The following is a 21,955-nucleotide window of genomic DNA, read 5'->3' as shown; positions in this document are numbered from 1 at the left end:
GCATGCCGGAGTGCCTATCATGCAACGCCTCGACCAGGCTGCCCCTCAGGAGGTAGCAGATGCATCGCTGCCGTCTTCAGAAAATGCTGACAAGGTAATGTCGCGCGTGTCACGTCGACTGCTCGGCTTCCTATTTGTACTGTTCATGTTTTCCTTCCTGGACCGTATCAACATTGGCTTCGCGGGAGCGACGATGAGCCGTGATCTCGGCCTGAGCGCCGCAGCGTTCGGTTTTGCCAACACGGTTTTCTATGCTGTCTACATTGCCTGCGGAATCCCAAGCAACCTGATGTTGGAGCGGATCGGCGCACGTCGCTGGATCGCGGTGCTCGTGGTCGCCTGGGGCATCGCGTCCACCTGCACCATGTTCGCTAGGGACGAGCAAAGCCTCTATCTCCTAAGGATGTTGGTGGGTATCACAGAAGCAGGCTTCCTGCCCGGCATGCTGCTCTACATAAGCCGTTGGTTCCCCAGCCAGTACCGCTCTCGGGCCAACGCTCTTTTCATGATCGCCATGCCCGTCACCGCCACCTTGGGGTCGATCGTCTCTGGGTTTCTGCTTGAGCTACACGGCACCCTGGGTCTGCACGGCTGGCAGTGGCTGTTCATGGTAGAGGGCCTCCCATGCGTGGCACTAGGCATCATCGCCTGGTACCGACTGGATGATTCGCCTGCAAGTGCCCGCTGGCTCAGCACTGAAGAAAAACGCGTACATGCCCAACTGATGGCACGTGATCGTGAAGAATCCGAGCGCAACTGCACAGGCGCATCCAGCGGGCGCTGGCTTACTGCCGGCACCCTCCGCCTTGCGGTCATCTACTTCTGCATGGTCACCAGCATGGGTATGGTGAACATCTGGGGGCCGCAGATGATCGCTGGCTTCAGCGCTGGTGCCGGTAACGTGGCAATTGGCTTCCTGGTCGCCATCCCGCAAGTGGTGACCGTAGTTGCGATGCTCTGGCTAGGAGCGCGGTCTGATCGCAAGCGTGAGCGACGTTGGCACACCTTCATGCCTCTTGCGATTGGGGCCCTCGGCTGGATGGCAGCGGCCTTTGTGCAGAACCCTCTCGTGCAACTGCTCGGAATCAGCCTCGCCTCGGCGGGCGCCTTCGGCGCAATGACCGTCTTCTGGGCATTTGCCGACCAGAACCTGTCGTCGGCGGCCAAGGTCGTCGGCATCGCGTTCATCAACGCTTTCGGCAACGCTGCCACGATTGTCAGCTCGGCGATGGTTGGGGTGCTCAAGGATCATACTCAAAGCTTTGCTGCCGGCATCTGCTATGCCTCCGTTTTGCTGCTCATCGGCGCAGTGCTGGTGACCAACAGAGCTCAGACTCGTAGAGCAACGGTTCACGCCTAATTAAAAAAGCATCGACTCGCTGCGGGGTATCCCCGCGGCGTGATCTCTCACGTCTGCAAAAAGAATAAAGCCATGACCAGACAGATGTTTTCGATCCTCGCTCTCTTCACCTTCACGCCCGTGTGGCAAGCCCAGGCTGAAGGGTTTTTCACGCATAGCACCGGCAAGTTGCAACTGCGCAACTACTACTTCGATCGTGACTTTCGGAGCGGTAGTGGCCAATCCCAAGCCCAGGAATGGGCGCAAGGCTTCTTGCTCAAGGTTCAATCTGGCTATACGCCAGGAATTATGGGCTTTGGACTGGACGCCAGTTCCATGGCAGGGTTCAAGCTCGACACGTCTCCCGATCGAGTGGGCACAGGCCTAATCCCGTACAGCCCAAACAGCCGAGAGCCAAATGACCACTGGGCCGAGGCAGCTCTGACTGCCAAGTTCAAACTGTCCAAAACGGAGCTGAAAGCCGGCCAGGTCGATCCTTTCTTACCAGTCATCCTTCCCGTGATGTCACGGCTCTTCCCGCCCACCTTCCGCGGTGTGGATATCAGCTCTCGCGAGCTGGATGGCCTAACTCTCCGAGCCGGCCGGATTGACCGGATCAACCTGAGGGACTCGACGAACTGGCAGCCACTGCAGGTCTCCAGCCAATTCCGGCGATTCACCTCTGGTGCTGAATCGAAGGAGTTTCTGTACGGCGGCGGGGACTGGGCTTTTGACGAAACCGGCACGCTCAGCTACTACCGTGCTCAGCTGACAGACATCTATGAACAGGACTACCTGGGGCTGCAGAAGAAATGGCCAATCGGGCCCGGCACTTTCAAGGTAGACCTGCGCTTCCATGCTAGCCGTGAGGATGGCCAGGCCAAAGCCGGTCATGTGGACAACCGAGCGTATCAGTACAACCTGTCCTACTCCGTCGCAGGGCATACGCTGGCATTTGGTCAGATGCATCTGACTGGCGACACCGCTTTGCCCTACCTCGCTGGTACCGACGTAAACGTCATTACCGAAGGCTCACTGGTGTCCGAGTTCAGCAACCCACAAGAGCGAACCTGGCAGGCGCGTTACCAGTACGACTTTGCAGCGGCAGGTATCCCAGGGCTGAGCGCGCTCTACCGGTACATTGATGGCAGCAATGTGCACTTCGCTGGAGCCGGCGGTGACAACGATGAAACCGAACAGTCCTGGGAGCTCGCTTACGTCATCCAGTCCGGCCCTGCGAAGGGACTGTCTATGCGCTATCGTCAAGGTCATTACACCAGCAACTACTTCCGCGACGTCGATGAGCAGCGCGTGAACATCGACTACACGATCGCGCTCTTCTGATCTGCAATCATCCCCTTCTGGACGTCAGAAATGACGTCCTTTTTTGTCCCACACAACAAGGCCAAGGCGGAGTTAACCACCTGGTTGAATGCCCTTGTTTTCATAGACACTCTCGAAGCTCAGAAAATAGCGTTTCTCAGACTCTGCTGAAGACAGTTACATAGCCCTGCTGTGTCGGTGTTTAGGGTTAGTGAACATCTCGATGTAATCGAAAATATCACTTCGCGTCTCTTCGTGAGTTGTGTAGACCTCCCATCTTCAGAACGTGACGAGTCGCGAGCAGCTCAAAGACCGGTGCAACTTTTATGTGCCAGCTGAGGAGTAGATTTCGCCGCACGGAAGAAGCGAGCGATTCATAGGCCCGAATTTGCAAAGACATGGACGAGCGTCAAAGCAGGGTTGCGGCCAGCGCAACAGGAAAAAGGAAAACCGTGTCGACGAAGGGAGCCAGGCTCGGCTCCCTCCTTCTGCGACAGATTTTATTGTTTAGCGACAGTGTTAATTCTCAGAAACCAGCTTTTATGAAGTTAGAGAATTAAAACTGTCGCAACGGGAGCCCGAATTCCGGGGGCTTGCGACCTTGATTGGAGAAAGCGCAAAACTGTCGCAGGCCGCTCAAAAGCTGCTTCCAGCGATTGCGCTAGAGAATTAAAACTGTCCCCGCCAGTAACGACGCGGCTTTGAGCGGGGATCCTGCCTCAGTTATTGCTAGATCTGGATTCCCACTTCGCAAGCAAGAACATAGCCATGGAGCCCGCCAGGTTTACGTGACCCGTACAGCCCGCAGCACTGTTGCTGAGATCCAGCAGTTCATGGTGAAAGCGGAGGCTTGAGCGCCTCCGCTCTCCCTTTACGTTCAGTGGGTCTGCTGCGCCATTTCGCTGCGTCTGGGCAACCCGATCGAGATGAGCGCGGCGGCCAATACGAACATGCTAGAAATCCACAGGCAGGCCTGCAAACCATAGGCTTGGAACACCCAGCCTGACAGCAGCGTGCCGACCAGCCGCCCCAAGGCGTTGGACATGTAGTAGAAGCCTACGTCCAGGGAGACGCCGTCTTCCTTGGCGTAGCTGACGATCAGGTAGCTGTGCAGCGATGAGTTCACCGCGAACAGCACACCGAACAGCATCAGCCCGCCGAGCAGTACTACCTGGGCCGACCAGCCTGCCGATAGGCCCATACCAATGAGCGCGGGCAGTCCAGCCAGGGCGATCGCCCAGATAAAGGCCGCTCGACCGTCGGGTACATGACCGCGCTTCCTGCCGGTGATGTGAGGAGCAAACGACTGGACGATGCCATAGCCAATGATCCACGCGGCCAAGAAGCCACCGACCAGCCAAAAGTCCCAACCAAAAGCGGTACTCAAGTACACCGGCAGCGCCACTACGAACCAGACGTCCCTGGCACCGAAGAGAAACAGTCGTGCAGCCGAAAGGATGTTGATGGCCCGGCTCTTGGACAGCATGTCGCGGAACTTCGGTTTGGCCTTGGCCTTGCCCAAGTCCTTTTTCAGCAGCATCAGACTACCGATCCAGATCAGGGCCAGCACCGCCGCCATGGCCAGCACCGCCAGGGTAAAACCGAGCAACGCGAGCAGTGCTCCGCCAACTAAGAAGCCCACGCCTTTGAGCGCGTTCTTCGAGCCCGTCAGGATGGCCACCCATTTGTAGAGCGTCCCCTGTTGGCTGCCCGGTACCAAGAGCTTGATGGAGCTCTTGGCGCTCATCTTGTTCAGGTCCTTGGCGATGCCGGAGAGCGCCTGGGCGGCCATCACCCACGGCACCGTCAGCGAGGCTGCTGGTACCGTGAGCATCAGCAGGGCAACCACCTGCATTCCAAGGCCGATGTTCATCGTGCGGTTTAACCCCAGGCGGGCGCCGAGGTAGCCACCCACGAGGTTGGTGATCACGCCGAACACTTCGTAGAACAGGAACAGCGCCGCAATCTGCAGCGGCGTGTAGCCCAGCGAATGGAAGTGCAGTACCACCAACATGCGCAATGCGCCGTCGGTGAGGGTGAAGGCCCAGTAATTGCCGGTAACCAGCAGGTACTGACGCACTTCCGCAGACAGGGCTGACAACGCCTTCATGATCGCCATTTACTCCGCTGCGCCGACCAGGCGTGCCAGTTCAACCGCACGGTTGGCGTAGCCCCACTCGTTGTCGTACCAGGCGTAGATCTTCACTTGGGTACAGTTGACTACGAGGGTGGACAGCGCATCGATGATTGAGGAGCGTGGATCGGTGCGGTAGTCGATGGACACCAAGGGGCGTTCTTCGTAGCCCAGGATGTCCTTCAGCGGCCCTTCGGCTGCGGCTTTCAGCAGCGCGTTGACCTCTTCAGCCGTCGTCTCTCGTTCCACTTCGAACACGCAGTCGGTCAGCGAGGCGTTGGCCAGTGGTACACGTACAGCGTGACCATTCAGCTTGCCGCGCAGCTCGGGGAAGATCTCGGCGATTGCGGTGGCAGATCCCGTGGTGGTCGGGATCAGGCTCATGCCCGAGGCTCGGGCGCGTCGCAGGTCCTTGTGCGGTGTATCGAGGATGCTCTGGGTATTGGTGAGGTCGTGAATGGTGGTGATCGAGCCGTGGCGGATGCCCAGGTTCTCGTGAATCACCTTGACCACCGGAGCCAGGCAGTTAGTGGTGCAGGAGGCGGCGGTGACGATACGATGCTGCGCCGGGTCGAATAGGTGCTGGTTGACGCCCATCACCACGTTCAGTGCGCCTTTCTCCTTCACTGGAGCGCAGACGACCACACGTTTGACGCCTTGATCTAGGTAGGCCTGGAGTACGGCTACCGACTTCATCTTGCCGCTGGCCTCGATGACCAGGTCGCAGCCCGACCAGTCGGTGTCCGCGATGGTCTTGTTGGCGGTGACCTTGATGCGCTTGCCCTCGATCACTACCGCGTCACCCTCTGCGCGGGCTTCACGGTGCCAGCGTCCGTGGATCGAATCGAAGTTGATCAGATGGGCATGGGTCTCGGCGTCACCGGCCGGGTCATTGATCTGCACAAACTCGAATTTCGGCCAGTCCCAGGATGCGCGAAGCGCCAAGCGACCAATACGGCCAAACCCATTGATACCTACTTTGATAGCCATGTTCTTGTTCTCGAATCGCGATTAGCGAAAGGTCAGAGGGTGTCGCTGAACTGGTTGATATACCCAACGTGCGCAGGGTTCTGGATCGCACGTGGACGCAGGGCCTGGACCTGGGAAACAGCTTCCTGCACAGGGATGCCGCACTCGATCATCAGGCGGGCGGCAAACAGGCCGGTGCGGCCAGAGCCGCCCTTGCAGTGAATGGCGATCGTCTTACCGGTCATCACCAGCTCTTTCAGGCGTTCCCGGTGAGCCTCCCAGGCGGCCGCAAACGGCTCACCGGGCGCTTCGTCGTCCTCGACCGGCAGGTGGAACCATTCGAGGCCCAGCAGTTGGCACTCCTCGGGAAGCAGATCGATCTCGTTCTGCAGCAGTTCTTCACTCGGCATCAGGGTTACCAGCGCGCTCGCGCCGGCATCGTGCAACGTTGCCAGAGCCTGAGATACCGATGTCTCCTTGGTACCTGGGCACGGAGTGAAGATCAGCTGGCCGACCAGTTCGGAATTAGCCAACACGGAATACGGGTGCAATTGCATGCTCACAAAGCCTCAAATGGATCGTTGATTGACACGCTTGGATAGTTCTTCAGCAGACTCTTTACGTTCGGAGTAGCGATCGACCAGGTAGTCGGAGCGATCACGAAGCAGCAGGGTGAACTTCACCAGCTCCTCCATTACGTCGACGACACGGTCGTAGTACGAGGAGGGTTTCATACGACCCGCCTCGTCAAATTCCAGGTAGGCCTTCGGCACGGACGACTGGTTAGGGATGGTGAACATGCGCATCCAGCGGCCGAGGACGCGCAGCTGGTTGACCACGTTGAACGACTGCGAGCCGCCGCAGACCTGCATCACCGCGAGGGTTTTGCCTTGCGTGGGGCGCACGGCGCCCATGCTCAGTGGAATCCAGTCGATCTGCGACTTGAACACGCCGGTCATTGCACCGTGGCGTTCCGGCGAGCACCAGACCATGCCTTCGGACCACAGCACCAGATCGCGCAGCTCCTTGACCATGGGGTGGTCATCGGGCACGTCATCCGCCAGTGGCAGCCCGGTCGGATTGAAGATCCGCGTCTCGGCACCGAAGTGCTCTAGCAGGCGTGCCGCTTCTTCCGTCAGCAGGCGGCTGAACGAGCGTTCGCGGGTCGATCCGTACAGCAGCAGAATGCGAGGCTTGTGGGTGGACTTTTGCTCGACTGCCAACTTGTCTGCTGTCGGCAGGTCGACCAGATCGTTGTCGATATTGGGGATGTGGTGTTCGGTCATGATTTACTCCTGAGACAAGGCGCCAGATGGCTGATCGAACCAGCGGCGCTTGAGCCACAAGGCCACGCCCACCAGGGAGATCAGTACCGGCACTTCCACCAAGGGCCCGATGACGGTGGCAAACGCGACCGGCGAGGCAAGACCGAAGGTGGCGATGGCCACGGCAATGGCCAGTTCAAAGTTGTTGCTCGCTGCGGTGAACGCCAGCGCAGTGGTACGTGGGTAGTCAGCTTCCAGCAGCTTGCCCATCCAGAAGCTGATGAAGAACATCACCACAAAGTAGATCGTCAGCGGGATAGCGATGCGCAACACATCCAGCGGCAGTTGCAGCACCATGTCGCCTTTCAGGCTGAACATGGCGACGATGGTCAGCAGCAGTGCCACGAGGGTCAGCGGGCTGATCTTCGGGATGAAGCGCTCTTGGTACCAGGTCTCGCCCTTGCTGCTGATCAGGATCTTGCGGGTCAGGAAACCAGCCAGGAACGGGATGCCCAGATAAATCAGCACCGATTGGGCGATATCGAGGAAGCTGGTCTCAATGACGCTACCTTCAAGGCCAAACAGCGGCGGCAACAGGCCCAGGAAGATCCAGGCGTACACGCTGAAGAACAAGATCTGGAAAATGCTGTTGAAGGCGACCAGACCGGCCACGTACTGGTTGTTGCCACCGGCGATCTGGTTCCACACCAGCACCATGGCGATGCAGCGTGCCAGGCCGATGAGGATCAGGCCGGTCATGTACTCAGGCTTGTCGGAAAGGAAGACAACGGCTAGCCCGAACATCAGGACCGGGCCGATCACCCAGTTCTGGATCAGCGACAGAGCAAGGATGCGCTTGTCCTTGAAGACTTGCGGCAACTCCTCGTATTTCACCTTCGCCAGAGGTGGGTACATCATGACGATGAGGCCAATGGCGATGGGGATGTTTGTCGAGCCTACCGACAGGCTATTCAGCCACGCAGGCAATCCCTGGAACAGGCTGCCCAGACCAATGCCCAGGCCCATGGCCAGAAAGATCCAGACCGTCAGGTAGCGGTCTAGGAATGAAAGTCGGCTTTTGCTCATAGTGGATCTCCCAAAACGTCAGAGCGTTCCGATGCGGGCCAGCTCGACCTTGAGCTGGGCGGCATCCATTTGGTCGAAAGGCAGTGCGATGAATGCCTTGAGGCGTCGCTTGATCTGCTCAAGTGTGTTGTCGAATGCCGCGTCCAACTCTGCGGCACTAACGTGCAAATCCGAAGGGTCAGAAAGTCCCCAGTGGGCTTTCACTGCTGGTCCGAAGAACACGGGGCAGGCTTCGCCAGCGGCCTTGTCGCAGACGGTGATGACAAAGTCCGGTGCCAGCTCCGCATGCGCGTCACTGGACTTGCTGCTGAGGCCCTCGGTGGAGATACCGGCACGCTGCAGCGCGGTGATGGACAGCGGGTGCACCTCACCCTTTGGCTGGCTGCCGGCGCTGTAGGCCTTCATGCCGGCCGGGGCCAGATGATTGAAAACAGCCTCGGAGAGGATGCTGCGGCAGCTATTTGCGGTGCAGAGGAACAGAACTTTCATCGGTTTTTCTCGGCAATGATCAGCAGCAGGAGGCGACGCGTTGAGGGCGGTCACCCATTGTGTCCAGTCGTTTAGTGCTAGCACTCAGCCATTCGCGGTTGGCCTCCAGCGTCGTCGCCAGGACCTCACGTACCCAGCCGGGAAGCGATGGATGCAGGCGGTAATAAACCCACTGGCCCTGACGCCGGTCTTCCAGCAGGTCACACGTGCGCAGTTGCGCCAGGTGGCGGGAAACCTTGGGCTGGCTTTCTTCCAGCGCGCAGGTCAGTTCACAGACGCAGAGTTCTTCCTCGCGAGCGATCAGCAGCATCATCCGAATGCGGTTCTCGTCGGCGAGGCATTTGAAAACCTTGGTAGGTGTCAGCGAGTCAGTCATAGCAATTCTCAGTGTTTAGTTTTCACGAGGACGAACATCTTGATGCGCTCATGAATCTCGTGGAGCGTGTGTCGGAAGGCATCGTGTTGGTCACTGGTGACAGGGTCTTCGAAGTTCCACGCCAGAACCTCGCCGAAAGTCGGCAATGTATGGCACTCATGGGCTGCCTTGTCGCAGAGCGTAATCACGTAGTCGAACCGTTCCCCTGCAAACTCGTCGATGGACTTGCTGCGTAGAGCTTTGGTATCGATATCGAGATATTCGAGGGCGTCATAGGTGCGCGGATCGACTTGCCCAGGCTGGGTACCTGCGCTGAAAGCTTCGAAATTCACAGGGTCTGTGTGCCGGAGCAAAGCTTCGGCGAGCTGGGAGCGAGCAGTGTTTGCGGTGCAAACAAACAGGACGCGGATCTTGCCAGTCATCACTTGGTACCCAACTCGTATATGGTTTTTCGAATATACGCTTTTCCGAATATATCGCAACCCCTCGATGATGGGTGGCTTTACATGTGCGTGATCATGCACATATATTGTGCCGCATGACGATCAACCAAAATCTCCGCGCCCAAGCCATCGACGCCGCCATCGAGTCGCTGGACGAGGCCTTCTTCAAAGCGCTTTGCGAGCCTTCCAGAGTCGCGGTTTTCAAGCGCGTGCTTTTGCTGGGCCTGGCGGATGTCGGCGAAATCGCCAAGGACCTGCCGCAGGAGCGCTCGGTGATCTCCAGGCACCTACAGGTATTGCATTCCGCCCAGATCGTGAAAGCCAACAAGGTGGGCAGACAGGTGTTCTATGAAGTGAATGGTGAGGCGATCGTCGAGCGTCTGGAAGGTCTTCTCCAGCGAACCAAAGATCTGGTTTCGCTGTGCTGTCCGTAGGCCGGCCTTTTTTTGCCCCTATATATGCACGAGTGCGCATACATGAATTATTCGAATCAAATTCTAGATGTAGTCGTCATTGGTGGTGGGCAAGCAGGTTTGGCGACTGGCTGGCATTTGCAGCAGCACGGCGTGAAGTTCCTCATCTTGGATGAGCAGGCATCCCCTGGTGGGAACTGGCGTAACTACTACGACAGCCTGCAATTGTTCTCCCCAGCGGAGTACTCCTCGCTACCGGGAATGGTGCTTCCCGGCGATCGCAAGGGCTATCCGCTGCGAGACGAAGTGGTGCAGTACCTAGAGGCATACGCCGCCCAGTTTCAACTGCCTTTCCAGGGCGGTACCAGAGTGGTGACGGTCGTACAAAAGGACAAGACATTCGAGGTTCGCGCTGCCAATGGATCGACCTTCGCGGCTCGTGCGGTGGTAGCTGCATCAGGAGGATTCAGCCGTCCGTACATGCCTGACGTTCCTGGCCTGAAAAGCTTTTCAGGTACCTGTCTGCACAGCTCGGCGTATCGAACGCCTGAGGCCTTTGCTGGCCAGCGTGTCGTTGTGGTCGGCGCGGCGAACTCGGCGGTACAAATTGCCTACGAGCTTGCCAACGTTGCGCAGGTGGTGCTGGCGACCCGCGAGAAGATCCGCTTCTTCCCCCAGCGGATCCTGGGACTCGATTTTCACACTTGGTTGAAATTCACCCGGCTGGAGCACACGCGCTGGTTGAGTGACCAGAGCACGCCTGTGCTGGATACCGGCAAGTACCGGAAGGCCTTGGATACCGGGCGGCTCCAGCGCAGAGCGATGTTCCAGCAGGTGTTGCCTGACGGCGTCGTCTGGCCAGATGGAACCACCCACCAGACCGATGCGCTGATCTTCGCCACCGGTTTCCGGCCGAACATGGAGTTTCTGACAAAGCTTCCAGTCGCCGACCAGCAAGGTCATGTCCTGCAGCAAAACGGCGTGGCAGATCAGGTAGCCGGCCTGTACTTCGTCGGGCTGCCCAAGCAAAGGAACTTCGCCTCGGCAACCCTCAGGGGTGTAGGGACTGACGCGGGCTATCTCATTCCTCAACTGCTTCGTCATCTAGAACGGGTTGGTTCGACGGAAGCACCCGTTCAACGATCGCGCAATCCAGCCAGCGGCCTTCAAGGCAAGCGTGCTTCTCATAGACGCCAATCGTCCTGAAGCCGCAGGACTGGCAAAGCGCGAGGCTCGCCTCGTTGAAGGTGAAAATGCGGGAAAGGACCTTCCAGAAACCACGTGCCTCAGCCTCGCTGAGCAATGCCTTGAGCAGCGCCTTGCCGATGCCCCGTCTGCGGACGTCACGGTGAAGATAGATCGAGAAGTCGGCGATGCCGACGTAGCAGGAACGCGCGCGGTAACTGCTCAGGTTCGCCCACGCCACTACCGCCCCGTCCAGCTCGACGACCAGCACTGGATAGAGAGACATATCGGCAACCCAGGGCTGTATATCTGTGGCAGTACGCGGCTGGGTCTCGAACGTAGAGTTGCGGTCTTCGATCCCCTGATTGTAGATCTCGGCAATGGCCGGAGCATCACCGGTTTCAGCGAGGCGAATGTGCATCTGGCTTCCTTTGGGGAGATGGAACGACTTGGTTAAAGAGGCTTCACTTTTCTTGCCGCTGGGCTGGGTAGCACGAGTCAATTGGCGTAGCAGCGTCAGGGCCCCTTGACGTACGTCTGGCGGCAGGCAGCTGATCATTGCCTTCTCTTCGGCGATCAGGCTGGCACGAAAGCGTTCGTAGAGGTCGACGCCGGCTTCGGTAGCTTGCACCTGGACCGCCCGACGATCTTCTGGATCTTCTACTCGGGCGACATACCCCTTTCGCTCCAGGGTATCGACGACACGGCTGGCTTTGCTCTTGTCCAAGAACATCTGCTCGGCCAGGACCCTGGAGACGGAGTGATCCCTGCTCTACCAAAGCTTCAACCGCGTAGCACTGAGTTACCGATACGTCGTGGCAGCATATGCGGTCGCGATCCCTGAATTGGTAAACGTGCAAGAGCTGGGTAAGGCTTCGTGGAGATCTTCAGCATCCCGGCTGAGATCGTCGCTGTGCTTGCCCGACATGGCATTTCCAATTAGTTGTTACTCACAACGTTATGGCTGAAGGATGCGGTCGTCAACATTGACCAGCAAATTGATTGTGGTTGATCGGTTACGCGGATGGATTATGGGTATGCAGTTAAAAAAGCAGCTCGGAAGAGCTGCTTTTCTGCCTACTCCCCCTTTTTATGTTTGTGGGGTTTCAGGTCTGGGTGATCCTTCTGCTTCTCAGGCGTGACCCGCTGCCTCTTGTCCGGAGTGCCATCTTCGTTGGTGCGTTTAGGGCCTGGCTTGATGCTCATGCAAATTTCCTTTTCCGCTTGGGTTGTTGAGTACTGCTATGTAGTTAGTCGAGCTTCTGGCTGCTGTCAAAGCAACTCGATGTGGAATCGCTATCGACCTCACGTGTTCAGCCCTTTGCAGCATTAGAGGCCTGAATAGGTGCTTCCGGTCAAAGTCTTGCAAGGGGCAGTAAAATCAAGAGCTGAGCGATACGAGGATGTCTGGACGTTCATCATCCCGAGTACGGTGTGGAACAGGTTGTCGTGGCTCAGTGGCGAGCTCGTCTGTGCTTTCAAGCAGCCCACATTGAGGCGTTCGCTTTTCGCAAGAGAATCAGACATCCAGAGCATCAATGGCACCTTGGTTTGCTCATCTGGGGCCATCGCATAGGGCAGCCCATGCAGGTAAAGACCACCCTCTCCCAGTGACTCCCCGTGGTCCGAAACGTACATCAGCGCAGTGTCGAATTTGCTGTTCGCGGCCAGAATATCGATCAGCCCAGCCGTGACGTAGTCGGTGTAGAGGATCGAATTGTCATAGGCATTGATCACTTCCTGCTGCTCACATTTGTCGAGCTCATTGGTCTCGCAAACCGGCCCGAATTTCTTGAACTGCGTGGGGTAGCGCTTGTAGTAGGCCGGGCCGTGACTACCCTTGTAGTGGAGCACCAGGACTGCATCGCCTTCCTGACGCTTGATGAAGTCCTCCATCTCAGAGAGCAATACACCGTCCTTGCACTCGTCGCTGCCGCACAGCTGAGCATCTGCGTGTTGGGTAGCCTTGTGGTTTGGCACCCGATCACAGACCCCTTTGCAGCCCGAATTGTTATCAGCCCACATGATACTGATGCCTGCGCGCTGAAGCACATCGAGCAGCCCTTCGCGGCTCTTGGCCAAACCGTCCTTGTAATCATCCCTACCGACGTCCAAGAACATGCATGGCAGCGAAACCGCGGTGGCGGTGCCGCAAGAACTCACATTCGAGAAGCTGATGACATTGCGCTTTTCCAGCTCAGGATTGGTATCGCGGGAGTAGCCATTCAGAGAGAAGTTGGCGGAACGTGCGGTCTCCCCGACTGCCAGTACCAGTAGCTTGGGTTTACGAGCCGCTCCCTGCCTGGTCACCACGGCGTCGGTACCGATGGAGGTCAGCGCTTTCGGTGTGGCCAGCTTGCGTTTCAGGTAACCATGACCGGCAGCAAACAAATTGGTGGGAACCAGAATGAGCCGGATCTCCCGGTTGTTGCGTAGGAGGGAGGCATAAGACTGGTACTGGCTCAGCACGATACCAGCAAGGGTTACCAGTGCGAGCGACAGGACGATGAGTCTGCTACCCAACGCTTTGGTCCAGGGCTTGCGTCGCAGGGGCACCAGACAGATCAGGTAGACGGGCAATACCCCTACCATTGCCACCCAGAGGCCAAGTTTCCAGTTCAGTAGCTCGGACACCTCACCGACGTCGGTCTCCACGACGTTGGTGAACATCGTGTAATCAATGACGATGCCGTAAGCACTCATGAAGTAGCTGGCGAACGACGCGCTGATCAGCACCAGGCACAGCAGAGGTTTTGCGAGTCTTGACCATGACAGCAAGCTAAGTACGGTGAACACCCAAACGAACACTACGACTGGCAGGCTGGCGGCGAGCAACCAGTTAACTTCATCAGTGTTGAATGCCAGGCGCCAGAGCACACGCCAAAGCTCAGCGTTCGCGAACAACAACAACCAAAAAGTTACTAGCGCGATGAGTAAATTGGTGCTGATGCCTTCCTGTCTGACTTTGCGAATAGCATGGATCCATTTACTTAACAGGATGTGAACAATGGATTTAGAAGGTGTCATTATCAAACTCTAGGGAGCTGCTCATCCATGGCGCTGGTTATGAATAGTCGGGAGCTAAACGGCAAGCCATCGACAGACACTGAGCGAATCAGGCCGTACAGAGCGCCAGAGACCTTGATCCCCTTAGCCTGAGGACGCTTAGGATGTGTGAGGCATAGGATTAAATGAGAAATTAGCTCTCGCTAGGCGCATTATTTCCGCCACACGATAACGTCATGATGACTTCGCGATTACAATGCTGACAGAATCGCGATAATGACTTTTTCGATTGTAAATGCTCAGGCTATGATAAAAAATCGGATAGGTCCGACTCTTTGAGTAGTCAATGCCATCTGGCGAATTAAATTAAATTTCATAAACAAACCAGCTTCGTTTTGTCGTACGCTAATTTTGAACTTTTACTTTAACTTAAAAGTCATTCTAACGAGCAGAACACTTCTTTCACCTTTTGCTCGTGCTGATGTCACCTATCGATGAGGGACGAATACCATGAGTTTTCTCAAAAATTTATTGGGCGGCCACCACGGCCGTGGCAACCACGGCGGTGGCAAGCATCACGGTAGTGGGCACGGGAGTGATCGACATGACCGGCATGGTCGCTTCGAGCAGCAGCAATCCTGCGACAGTAATGACCGGGTGATTGAGGATGGTCGCGTAATAGCTCAAGCCCCAATCAAAGATCTGCAGACTTGCAGGCACTGCCGGACCGCAAACGCCCCGTCCGCACGCTTTTGTCTAAACTGCGGAACACCACTATCGAGTGGTTGCACGGCCTGCGGCTCATCCCTGACAGCAGGAGCAAAATTCTGCAGCCAGTGCGGCCAAGCCACCCATTAGCGCATGGCCACACTGGAAATCCAACGCGACCACTACCCTGTGCAAGGAGAAATACGTGGGATCGAATCATGATCATGGCAGTGCCGCGCTTCGTGAGGGGCATCAGAAGAAACTAGTCATGGCATTGGTCCTGACCGGTAGCTTCATGATCGCTGAAGTGATCGGCGCATGGATTACCGGCAGCCTGGCGTTGCTGTCGGATGCGTCTCACATGTTCACCGACACCGCCGCTTTGGCAATTTCGTTGATTGCGCTTCAGATCGCCAAGCGGCCGGCGGATCAGAAAAGAACCTTTGGCTATGCGCGGTTGGAGATCCTAGCCTCCACGTTCAACGCCGTGCTGCTCTTCCTGGTGGCGATGTACATCTTGTACGAGGCCTACCAGCGCTTCTTCATGCCAGCGGAGATCGCCACCGGGACAATGATGGGGATCGCGATTGCCGGCCTGATCATCAACCTGATTTCAATGCGACTGCTGGCATCTGCCAGCAACGAGAGCCTCAACGTCAAAGGCGCCTACCTCGAAGTCTGGAGCGACATGCTCGGATCGTTGGGTGTGATCATCGCCGCCCTCATTATCCGCTTTACCGGCTGGACCTGGGTCGACACGGTTGTCGCCGTAGCGATCGGCCTTTGGGTATTACCGCGGACTTGGCAATTGCTTCGAGAGAGCTTGGGAATTCTTATGGAAGGTGTACCCCGGGGACTCAACGTGGCGGCAATCGAGGCCACGATCCTCAAGGTCGACGGCGTCACGGATGTCCATGACTTGCACGTTTGGGCCGTCAGCAGCGGAAGCAACGTGATGACGTCGCACGTGGTCGTCCGAGACGCAGCAGATGGAGATGCTGTGCTAGCGGCCGTCGTGGATGCAGTCAGCGACGCGTTCGAAATCCATCACTGCACCATTCAGATCGAGCGCGCAGCTTTCCACGAGAACGTTCCGTCGCCGTCGCATTGATCGGCCGGTAGACACCTGATCAACACACCGCCGCCAACGTCGGGGGGGTGTTGTCGAGGAAAGGTAAGGATGGATAGGCGACAGCAGAAGCACGTCGTGAGTGCCTGGCGAATGATCCCAGGAGATCCACTCCACTAGCTCAAGTAGGTTCAGCGATGGCTTGGATCATTACGAAGTACCTGGTCACTGCCGCGATAGTGATTATCGTGTCTGAGCTGGCAAAGCGCAGTGACAAGCTGGGCGGCTTGGTTGCCGCCCTGCCATTGGTCACCGTCTTGACGCTCATCTGGCTCTACTTGGAGAACCAGAGCATGGAGAAGATTTCCAATCATGCCTGGTACACGTTCTGGTATGTGATTCCAACGCTGCCGATGTTTATCGCGTTTCCGGCACTGCTGAGCAAGTTGGGATTCTGGCCAACACTTATCTCCAGCATCCTCATCACCATGGCGAGCTTCGGAGGATTTGCCCTACTTCTAAGGCGATTGGGCATCGAGTTGCTTTGAGTCGGGTGTAGAGGAAAGCACTCGGTCACCGCTTACCGGCTGTTGATGCACTCACCTTTCACGAGGTAGCGAACCATGTGCAGTTCGCCCTTGGAATCCTCGTAAGTCATCATGCTTCTCACATTCCCGCAGTACCGCACGCTAGGCGAGACGTACACCAACTTGCCAACGTCCAAATCCATACCGTATGCGTAATCTTCAAGCTCGGGCATGGGTTTCTTCACGCTCTGTGCATAGCGTTCTGTAGCCTTCCTGGCAGACTGCTCAAGATCGTCGTTGATCTGAACGCTACTTTGGGCATTTGTCGACAGTGCAGAGAAAAGCATGAACGCGGCAATAGCCGATATAGTTGTTTTCATGAGAAGTCCATTAATAAAAAAGCGCCCATGGCGGGGCGCTAAAATTCACCTTACCAAAGGAGCGTATGGTTCCAAGGTGAATGCATTGGCGTGAGCAGGGTATCGTTACTCCCGCCATGCTGCTTCAGATGAGACTGGCCCAAAGCAGCGCTGCCTGTGTGCTGTTCTTAAACTAGCAAAAGCGGCTAACGACAAGATGATTGTGAAATTACAATTTGGACATGTAATAGATTGTAAAGTAATTATTCTTGCCCAATTAAGATGAAAAGCCATGCATGCTGGCCGGTTTAAGCCCGTTATCAAAGGGGCGAACGATCGGTGGCTTGCTACCACTCGGAGCTTGAGCTTGTAGGATTGAACGCCATAAATGCTGAGCAGCTTGGCAGAAACGCCACCCCTCTCGGCCGGATCCTCCTGTCAGTCCTGAGGACTGATAACCGCTGCAAGCCACAGAATCCGCTAAGCTCAGTAGGGAAAGCCGTCATGACTGTCAGCAATCTTGCGGCTACATTACAAATTTGTAGGATTTCGCCGCGGCCAGCGTCTTCGCGTTAAGATTCAAGCGTCCTCAGGTGACCCCGGCGTATGGACAGAGGTAGCGACTACCAGATGTCATGCACTCAGCCGAACCTTCAAACTGCCTGCAACCACAGTCTTGGCGGATTAGGCCAATTCCTTCCTCACACCTTGAGATAAGTTATGCGCGTTCTAGTTGTGGAAGACGAAATTAAAACTGCCGAATATCTTCAGCAGGGCCTATCCGAAAGCGGGTATGTCGTAGATATCGTGCACAATGGTGTTGACGCCCTGCACTTGTTCAATACTAACGTCTATTCGTTGGTTCTGCTGGACGTAAACCTTCCTGGCATCGACGGTTGGGACCTTTTGGAAACCATCAGGAAAACCAGCCGGGTCCGCATCATCATGCTGACCGCTCGTGGTCGCATCAACGACAAGCTCAAAGGCTTGGATGGCGGAGCCGACGATTACCTTGTCAAACCCTTCGAATTCCCGGAGCTGCTCGCTCGAATCCGTTCGCTGCAGCGGCGTGGTGATGAATTAGTCGAGAAGAGTTCGCTGAAAATTGCCGACTTGGAACTCGACTCAGTGCGCCATCGGGTTTTCCGCGCTGGCACACGCATCGACCTTACCACCAAGGAATTTTCGCTCCTGCACCTGCTTATGAGCAGGACGGGCGAAGCGTTGACTCGTTCCCAGATCATTTCGTTGGTCTGGGACATGAATTTTGACTGCGATACCAACGTCATCGATGTCGCTATCCGGCGCCTTCGCTCGAAGATCGATGACCCGTTTGAAACCAAGCTCATTCACACGCTTCGTGGCGTAGGGTACGTTTTTGAGGAACGCGCATGAGGCCATTCAGCCTGGCTGCAAAGCTGGGATTAAAGGTGGGATTGATGAGCGCAGCGTTGCTGCTTCTGTTCGCCACCTTCGGGTATCTGATGGTAGGCCAGGCGCTAGAGCGTAATGCTCGCAGTGACCTGGAAGTGAAGATGGCGGGCATGGCTCACAACCTGTCCATGATTTCCGACATCTCAGGCGTCAACGCAGACGCACATCAGCTTGTGGATCTGGTGATGGGCCACAACAACCTGTACGTCAGCATTTTCGAGTCGGCGCAGAGTGAAACGCCCCTGCTCTCGATTGGCTCGAAGCAGGTCAACGTGGAGGTGCACAAGTTTCAACCATCCGCACAGCCGAAGGAACATGAGTGGCGCGACACCCAGGACCGCCCCTTGCTGACAGCTTCTCGCACCATGAATTTGGGCGACGGAACCGAAGTCAGCGTGTACATGACTATGGACCAGTCGTCCAATGAAGCGCTGCTTGATGCATTGCTCACCTGGGCCCTGATGATTTCCCCGCTCATCATCGCGCTGATCCTCGCAATCGGCTGGTGGACCGTACGCAGAGGTCTGCTGCCTCTGACCAAGTTCCTGAAAGTCGCCTCGAAGATCTCCACCGAGAGTCTTGACCATCGTCTGCCGACTAATGGGATGCCAGCAGAACTCAAAGAGCTCGCCGACGGTATCAATATCATGCTGGCTCGCCTGGATGACGGGGTTCAGCAGCTCTCGCAGTTTTCTGACGATCTTGCTCACGAACTGCGAGCGCCGCTATCCAACCTGATGGGTAAAGCCCAAGTTGCACTGACCAGAGAGCGATCGCTTCCCGAGTACAGGGAAGTGCTGGAGTCGTGCACAGAAGAGCTGGACCGCATGAGCCGCATGGTTTCCGACATGCTGTTCCTCGCTCAGGTCAGTCATCCGGCATCCATGGTGGAGTTCGAACCTGTGTCCCTGGTCGATGAAGTTCAGCGGGTGTGTGATCTCTTCAGCATTTCGGCAGAGGATGGCGAGATCCAGCTGCAGATCTCTGGCAGTGATGACGTGGTGCGCGGTAACCGCCTGATGATTCAACGAGCCGTCTCGAACCTGGTGTCAAATGCGATTCGCTACTGCCCTCGCGGTCGCACGGTCTACGTGAAAGTGCAACGCGGTGGTAGCGGCACGACCTTGAGCGTCGGCAACCCGGGCCGCGGGATCGCCAAGGAACACCATGCGCATTTGTTTGAACGGTTCTACCGCGTAGATAAGAGCCGAGCACGAAGCGAAGGGGGGACCGGTCTTGGCCTTGCCATCGTGCAGTCGATCATGAGCCTGCATCAAGGCTCGGCGAGCGTGGAAGTGACCGAGGAAAATTTCACCTGGTTCCACCTTCACTTTCCCGAAGCCCAGCTAAAGCAGTCGGCAAAGACCGCTGCTTGATGCGCGCCCACTTGAAAAGGCCCGTCAATCGACGGGCCTTTTGTCTATGCAATGCCTCAGTGCCTAAGCACCACAGGGTCCATAGGTGACCGCAGAATTACCGACTTTATGATCTTTTGCTCTTCTGGGTTGGCGTTTCTCCACAGGTGGGAGAAGTATTGGGCATTCACTTTTTCCTGAGCGCTCACACTGCCGGCGGCCTCAATGAACTGCATGGTCGAGTACACACAGATCAGTGCCAGGATGAAGAATGCTGTCGCCACCACCATGACATAACGTTTGGCCAGCACCGGTGCCCGCTTTAGCTCCAGGATCGAGGCATCCGCTAATTTTGTCGCGGCAGTAAGCTCCGAAATCAGCGGTTGGATGGCGGTCTCGACTCCACGAGCGGCAGCGGAATATGCCTCTGCCGCAGCGCGTATGGCGACCTCTTCGGCATTGGACCAGGCTTTCTCAGCCTTTCGTACCTCCTCCTGAATCTGCCGACTGACAAGGTCAACCTCCTCCACCAGCTCGTTCGACTTTTCCAGAACAGCGTTGCAGGCCCTGGTCTGGGAGGCCAGCTCATCGAGCTGAACAGTGAGTTTTTCAGTGCTTCGGCGGAAGTCACCGATGGCAACTGACCAAGGCTCTATGTCATTCATGGCTATCTCCTAGAGCGGCCGGTGACGGCGCACGGTTTTATTTTGTTAGATATCAAAAATGTAATTTACGGAACAGTTTGAAGTCAGCCTCGACACAAGCGAGATAGACATGATCCTTCCAGATTTGCAGAATTGGCGCACCCCACCAGTCGCCTAAATAACGGAATTGTAATTATTGACTCACCTTGTCGTTAGCTTTGCGTTCCTAAACTACAAACCAACAAAGGCTGCCAGTCAGGCAGACCTAGTAAGAACCGAGGCACATAATGAAATTTGTCAAATCGATCGCTATTGGTAGCTTGCTGCTTGGTCTGATGGGAACCGCTTACGCTGAGGGTGGTTTCGAACGAGCGAAACAGTTCAATGAGAATTTCCGGAACGAACAGGCCCGCCTATGGAGTGATGACTCTACGGAGCAAAACAAACAACAAGTCGCTCAAGAGCAAAAGAAAGAAAACACGGATAGCAAGGAACAAGCCGATAACTAAACGGCGGTTAAATAGGACTTCCAATGACAAAAGCAACCGACAAAAAAGCCAGGGTAAAACCTGGCTTTTTTGTGTGTGGAACTTAGCCTTCGTTTGTCCGAGGCGTTTCCGCATTGCTTTCTCCGACCATACCTTCGGCACCTTGCTTGGCGTCTTTCCAACGGCAAAGCAATAGCTGGCTAGCGTTCGCTACAGTGATCTCGACACATCCCAGGTTGGCAGGCAGCTCAGCATTGCTGTCGAGTAAGCGCCGGGACAGGTAGAAAGAGCTGTCACGAGGCCACTTTGCTGGGTACTATACGTTTTCGGACTTCCCGCTGCTGTAGAACTCCGAAGAATTCAAGCCGCGACCAGGGTAGATCAGAGGGGCCGATTGAGCACATTCAACCAGGCCTGAACGACATCTCGCTGGTTTTGAGGCCTCTGCATCAACACCCCGGCATAGATGATGTCGACGCCGATGAGTGGCAGTATCAACGCTCGCGGCGGCGCCCTGGTGATCCTTCGGCCAACCTCATTGATCCGACCGGACAGGAGCAACGCCGAGACAGGTACAGAACCAGCGGCAGCCTGTCGGTCAGCCCTAGTTTTCCTGCGAGCGCTCCGGCTCCGAGCAGGGCACCACAGATCAGCGCGAAAACCAGCTCGGTGTTCATACCAAAGATGCCGTCATGCTCATGGCTCAGCCCTTCATGCTCTGCTTGGTCATCTGGGCGTTCAAGCGAACTTTTTCATAACTCGCCCCTTCTGGGGGCAAGACTATAAACTGCCCTGTGCAGTTGGAAGACATTACTGTTGTGTAGCTGAGGTTTATTTCACAGCTAACCCAGGGGCAGTCATTAAGGCATCTAGCCTAAATGACGTTCATCGAGCTCAATAAAAAATGCCAGGCACTGCCTGGCATTTATGAATTCTCTAAGTATTCTACTCACAGCAATTACTACTTGTTGTTGATGCATTGCGAGTACATGGAGTAGCGAACCGTCTTAAGCGTACCCTGAGAGTCCTCGAAGGTCATCAATCGCGGGTAAACTTGGCAGGTACGCGGGTCTTGGGACTGACGCACGAATTTCGCAACATCGATCTTCATGCCGTAATTGTAGTCCTGGATCTCCGGCATCGGTTTGCCATTTCTCTCGGCATAGTTCGCTACAGCAGTCTGATGCTCCTTGATGTATTGCAGCTGCTTGCTTTCAGAGTAAGTATAAGCCTGCGAAGCCATCGAGAACATAACAAGTGCAGCAGCAACAATTAGCTTTTTCATAGGAACCTCTCAAATTCAAATCATCTCGGGCGTAACTTTAGCAACGCAGAGGCATCAC

23 protein-coding genes and 2 pseudogenes are annotated in these 21,955 nt (G+C 56.1%); 10 read left to right on the top strand and 15 right to left on the bottom strand.

Annotated features, from left to right (window positions below):
- The first annotated feature begins 19 nt into the window (after positions 1–19).
- On the top strand, positions 20–1,360 hold the full coding sequence (locus ABE456_RS02995) for an MFS transporter (RefSeq protein ID WP_346642626.1): 1,341 nt from the start codon (positions 20–22) through the stop codon (positions 1,358–1,360).
- Positions 1,361–1,432: 72 nt separating this feature from the next.
- The gene (locus tag ABE456_RS02990; RefSeq protein WP_346642625.1) at positions 1,433–2,683 is read left to right on the top strand and encodes an OprD family porin; all 1,251 of its coding nucleotides are present in this window, start codon (positions 1,433–1,435) and stop codon (positions 2,681–2,683) included.
- An 856-nt stretch (positions 2,684–3,539) separates the two neighbouring features.
- Here the strand turns inward: ABE456_RS02990 and arsJ are convergent.
- The 8 genes from arsJ to ABE456_RS02950 are packed head-to-tail and all read right to left on the bottom strand — an operon-like array spanning position 3,540 to position 9,403.
- Positions 3,540–4,772: an organoarsenical effux MFS transporter ArsJ gene (gene arsJ, locus ABE456_RS02985; RefSeq protein WP_346642654.1), complete on the bottom strand. Its 1,233-nt coding sequence runs from the start codon at positions 4,770–4,772 to the stop codon at positions 3,540–3,542.
- Positions 4,773–4,781: 9 nt separating this feature from the next.
- The gene (locus tag ABE456_RS02980) at positions 4,782–5,786 is read right to left on the bottom strand and encodes an ArsJ-associated glyceraldehyde-3-phosphate dehydrogenase (RefSeq protein WP_225789580.1); all 1,005 of its coding nucleotides are present in this window, start codon (positions 5,784–5,786) and stop codon (positions 4,782–4,784) included.
- Positions 5,787–5,818: 32 nt separating this feature from the next.
- A complete protein-coding gene (locus ABE456_RS02975) occupies positions 5,819–6,322 on the bottom strand; it encodes a dual specificity protein phosphatase family protein (protein WP_094010870.1) in 504 nt (167 codons plus the stop codon).
- A gap of 12 nt (positions 6,323–6,334) precedes the next feature.
- On the bottom strand, positions 6,335–7,051 hold the full coding sequence (gene arsH, locus ABE456_RS02970; protein WP_051096016.1) for an arsenical resistance protein ArsH: 717 nt from the start codon (positions 7,049–7,051) through the stop codon (positions 6,335–6,337).
- Positions 7,052–7,054: 3 nt separating this feature from the next.
- Positions 7,055–8,116 (bottom strand): ACR3 family arsenite efflux transporter, encoded by a 1,062-nt coding sequence (gene arsB / locus ABE456_RS02965; RefSeq protein WP_135192580.1) that lies wholly within the window; start codon positions 8,114–8,116, stop codon positions 7,055–7,057.
- 18 nt (positions 8,117–8,134) lie between these two features.
- Entirely contained in the window at positions 8,135–8,605 is a 471-nt protein-coding gene (locus tag ABE456_RS02960) for an arsenate reductase ArsC (protein WP_094010868.1), read from the bottom strand.
- Positions 8,606–8,624: 19 nt separating this feature from the next.
- Entirely contained in the window at positions 8,625–8,981 is a 357-nt protein-coding gene (locus ABE456_RS02955) for a metalloregulator ArsR/SmtB family transcription factor (RefSeq protein ID WP_129931833.1), read from the bottom strand.
- An 8-nt stretch (positions 8,982–8,989) separates the two neighbouring features.
- Positions 8,990–9,403: an arsenate reductase ArsC gene (locus tag ABE456_RS02950; RefSeq protein WP_225789576.1), complete on the bottom strand. Its 414-nt coding sequence runs from the start codon at positions 9,401–9,403 to the stop codon at positions 8,990–8,992.
- Positions 9,404–9,519: 116 nt separating this feature from the next.
- On the opposite strand from ABE456_RS02950, the gene ABE456_RS02945 reads away from it, so the two are divergent.
- Both ABE456_RS02945 and ABE456_RS02940 read left to right on the top strand, forming a co-directional pair.
- Positions 9,520–9,858, top strand: coding sequence for a metalloregulator ArsR/SmtB family transcription factor (locus ABE456_RS02945; protein ID WP_225789575.1), 339 nt, complete (start codon positions 9,520–9,522; stop codon positions 9,856–9,858).
- A gap of 42 nt (positions 9,859–9,900) precedes the next feature.
- Positions 9,901–10,944 (top strand): annotated as a pseudogene (locus ABE456_RS02940) (FAD-dependent oxidoreductase); the annotation flags it as partial.
- On the opposite strand, the gene ABE456_RS02935 reads toward ABE456_RS02940, so the two are convergent.
- The 4 genes and pseudogenes from ABE456_RS02935 to ABE456_RS02920 form a co-directional block, all read right to left on the bottom strand.
- Positions 10,919–11,443 carry an arsinothricin resistance N-acetyltransferase ArsN1 family A gene (locus ABE456_RS02935; protein WP_346642653.1) on the bottom strand — a complete coding sequence of 175 codons (525 nt, stop codon included), beginning with the start codon at positions 11,441–11,443 and terminating at the stop codon, positions 10,919–10,921. The pseudogene ABE456_RS02940 and the gene ABE456_RS02935 overlap by 26 nt on opposite strands.
- A gap of 63 nt (positions 11,444–11,506) precedes the next feature.
- Positions 11,507–11,950: pseudogene (locus tag ABE456_RS02930) on the bottom strand (MarR family transcriptional regulator); the annotation flags it as partial.
- A 401-nt stretch (positions 11,951–12,351) separates the two neighbouring features.
- Positions 12,352–14,049, bottom strand: a complete 1,698-nt coding sequence (locus ABE456_RS02925) for a phosphoethanolamine--lipid A transferase (protein WP_346642624.1) — start codon at positions 14,047–14,049, stop codon at positions 12,352–12,354.
- A 507-nt stretch (positions 14,050–14,556) separates the two neighbouring features.
- Entirely contained in the window at positions 14,557–14,715 is a 159-nt protein-coding gene (locus tag ABE456_RS02920; protein ID WP_224459398.1) for a hypothetical protein, read from the bottom strand.
- Here ABE456_RS02920 and ABE456_RS02915 point away from each other — a divergent pair.
- The 3 genes from ABE456_RS02915 to ABE456_RS02905 all read left to right on the top strand — a co-directional run bounded on the left by ABE456_RS02915 (position 14,686) and on the right by ABE456_RS02905 (position 16,353).
- On the top strand, positions 14,686–14,886 hold the full coding sequence (locus ABE456_RS02915) for a zinc ribbon domain-containing protein (protein WP_224459391.1): 201 nt from the start codon (positions 14,686–14,688) through the stop codon (positions 14,884–14,886). The genes ABE456_RS02920 and ABE456_RS02915 overlap by 30 nt on opposite strands.
- Positions 14,887–14,941: 55 nt before the next feature.
- Positions 14,942–15,847 carry a cation diffusion facilitator family transporter gene (locus tag ABE456_RS02910; protein WP_346642623.1) on the top strand — a complete coding sequence of 302 codons (906 nt, stop codon included), beginning with the start codon at positions 14,942–14,944 and terminating at the stop codon, positions 15,845–15,847.
- Positions 15,848–16,002: 155 nt separating this feature from the next.
- On the top strand, positions 16,003–16,353 hold the full coding sequence (locus tag ABE456_RS02905; RefSeq protein WP_346642622.1) for a DUF3147 family protein: 351 nt from the start codon (positions 16,003–16,005) through the stop codon (positions 16,351–16,353).
- Between the two features lie 32 nt (positions 16,354–16,385).
- Here ABE456_RS02905 and ABE456_RS02900 read toward each other — a convergent pair whose 3' ends face one another.
- The gene (locus ABE456_RS02900; RefSeq protein WP_013974870.1) at positions 16,386–16,712 is read right to left on the bottom strand and encodes a DUF2790 domain-containing protein; all 327 of its coding nucleotides are present in this window, start codon (positions 16,710–16,712) and stop codon (positions 16,386–16,388) included.
- Positions 16,713–17,411: 699 nt separating this feature from the next.
- On the opposite strand from ABE456_RS02900, the gene ABE456_RS02895 reads away from it, so the two are divergent.
- Both ABE456_RS02895 and ABE456_RS02890 read left to right on the top strand, forming a co-directional pair.
- Positions 17,412–18,086 carry a heavy metal response regulator transcription factor gene (locus ABE456_RS02895; RefSeq protein ID WP_094010859.1) on the top strand — a complete coding sequence of 225 codons (675 nt, stop codon included), beginning with the start codon at positions 17,412–17,414 and terminating at the stop codon, positions 18,084–18,086.
- Entirely contained in the window at positions 18,083–19,501 is a 1,419-nt protein-coding gene (locus tag ABE456_RS02890; RefSeq protein WP_013974872.1) for a heavy metal sensor histidine kinase, read from the top strand. Before ABE456_RS02895 ends, ABE456_RS02890 begins: the two co-directional genes overlap by 4 nt.
- Positions 19,502–19,557: 56 nt before the next feature.
- On the opposite strand, the gene ABE456_RS02885 is transcribed toward ABE456_RS02890, so the two are convergent.
- Positions 19,558–20,145 carry a hypothetical protein gene (locus ABE456_RS02885; RefSeq protein WP_182330087.1) on the bottom strand — a complete coding sequence of 196 codons (588 nt, stop codon included), beginning with the start codon at positions 20,143–20,145 and terminating at the stop codon, positions 19,558–19,560.
- 266 nt (positions 20,146–20,411) lie between these two features.
- Between ABE456_RS02885 and ABE456_RS02880 the strand changes: the two genes are divergently transcribed.
- A complete protein-coding gene (locus tag ABE456_RS02880) occupies positions 20,412–20,633 on the top strand; it encodes a hypothetical protein (RefSeq protein WP_225789570.1) in 222 nt (73 codons plus the stop codon).
- 940 nt (positions 20,634–21,573) lie between these two features.
- Here the strand turns inward: ABE456_RS02880 and ABE456_RS02875 are convergent.
- Positions 21,574–21,897 carry a DUF2790 domain-containing protein gene (locus tag ABE456_RS02875; RefSeq protein ID WP_013974877.1) on the bottom strand — a complete coding sequence of 108 codons (324 nt, stop codon included), beginning with the start codon at positions 21,895–21,897 and terminating at the stop codon, positions 21,574–21,576.
- Positions 21,898–21,955: the final 58 nt, after the last annotated feature.

It is taken from the genome of Pseudomonas sp. TWI929, assembly GCF_039673335.1.
Classification (GTDB): Bacteria; Pseudomonadota; Gammaproteobacteria; order Pseudomonadales; family Pseudomonadaceae; genus Aquipseudomonas.
This window is presented reverse-complemented; position numbering and strand designations above follow the sequence as displayed.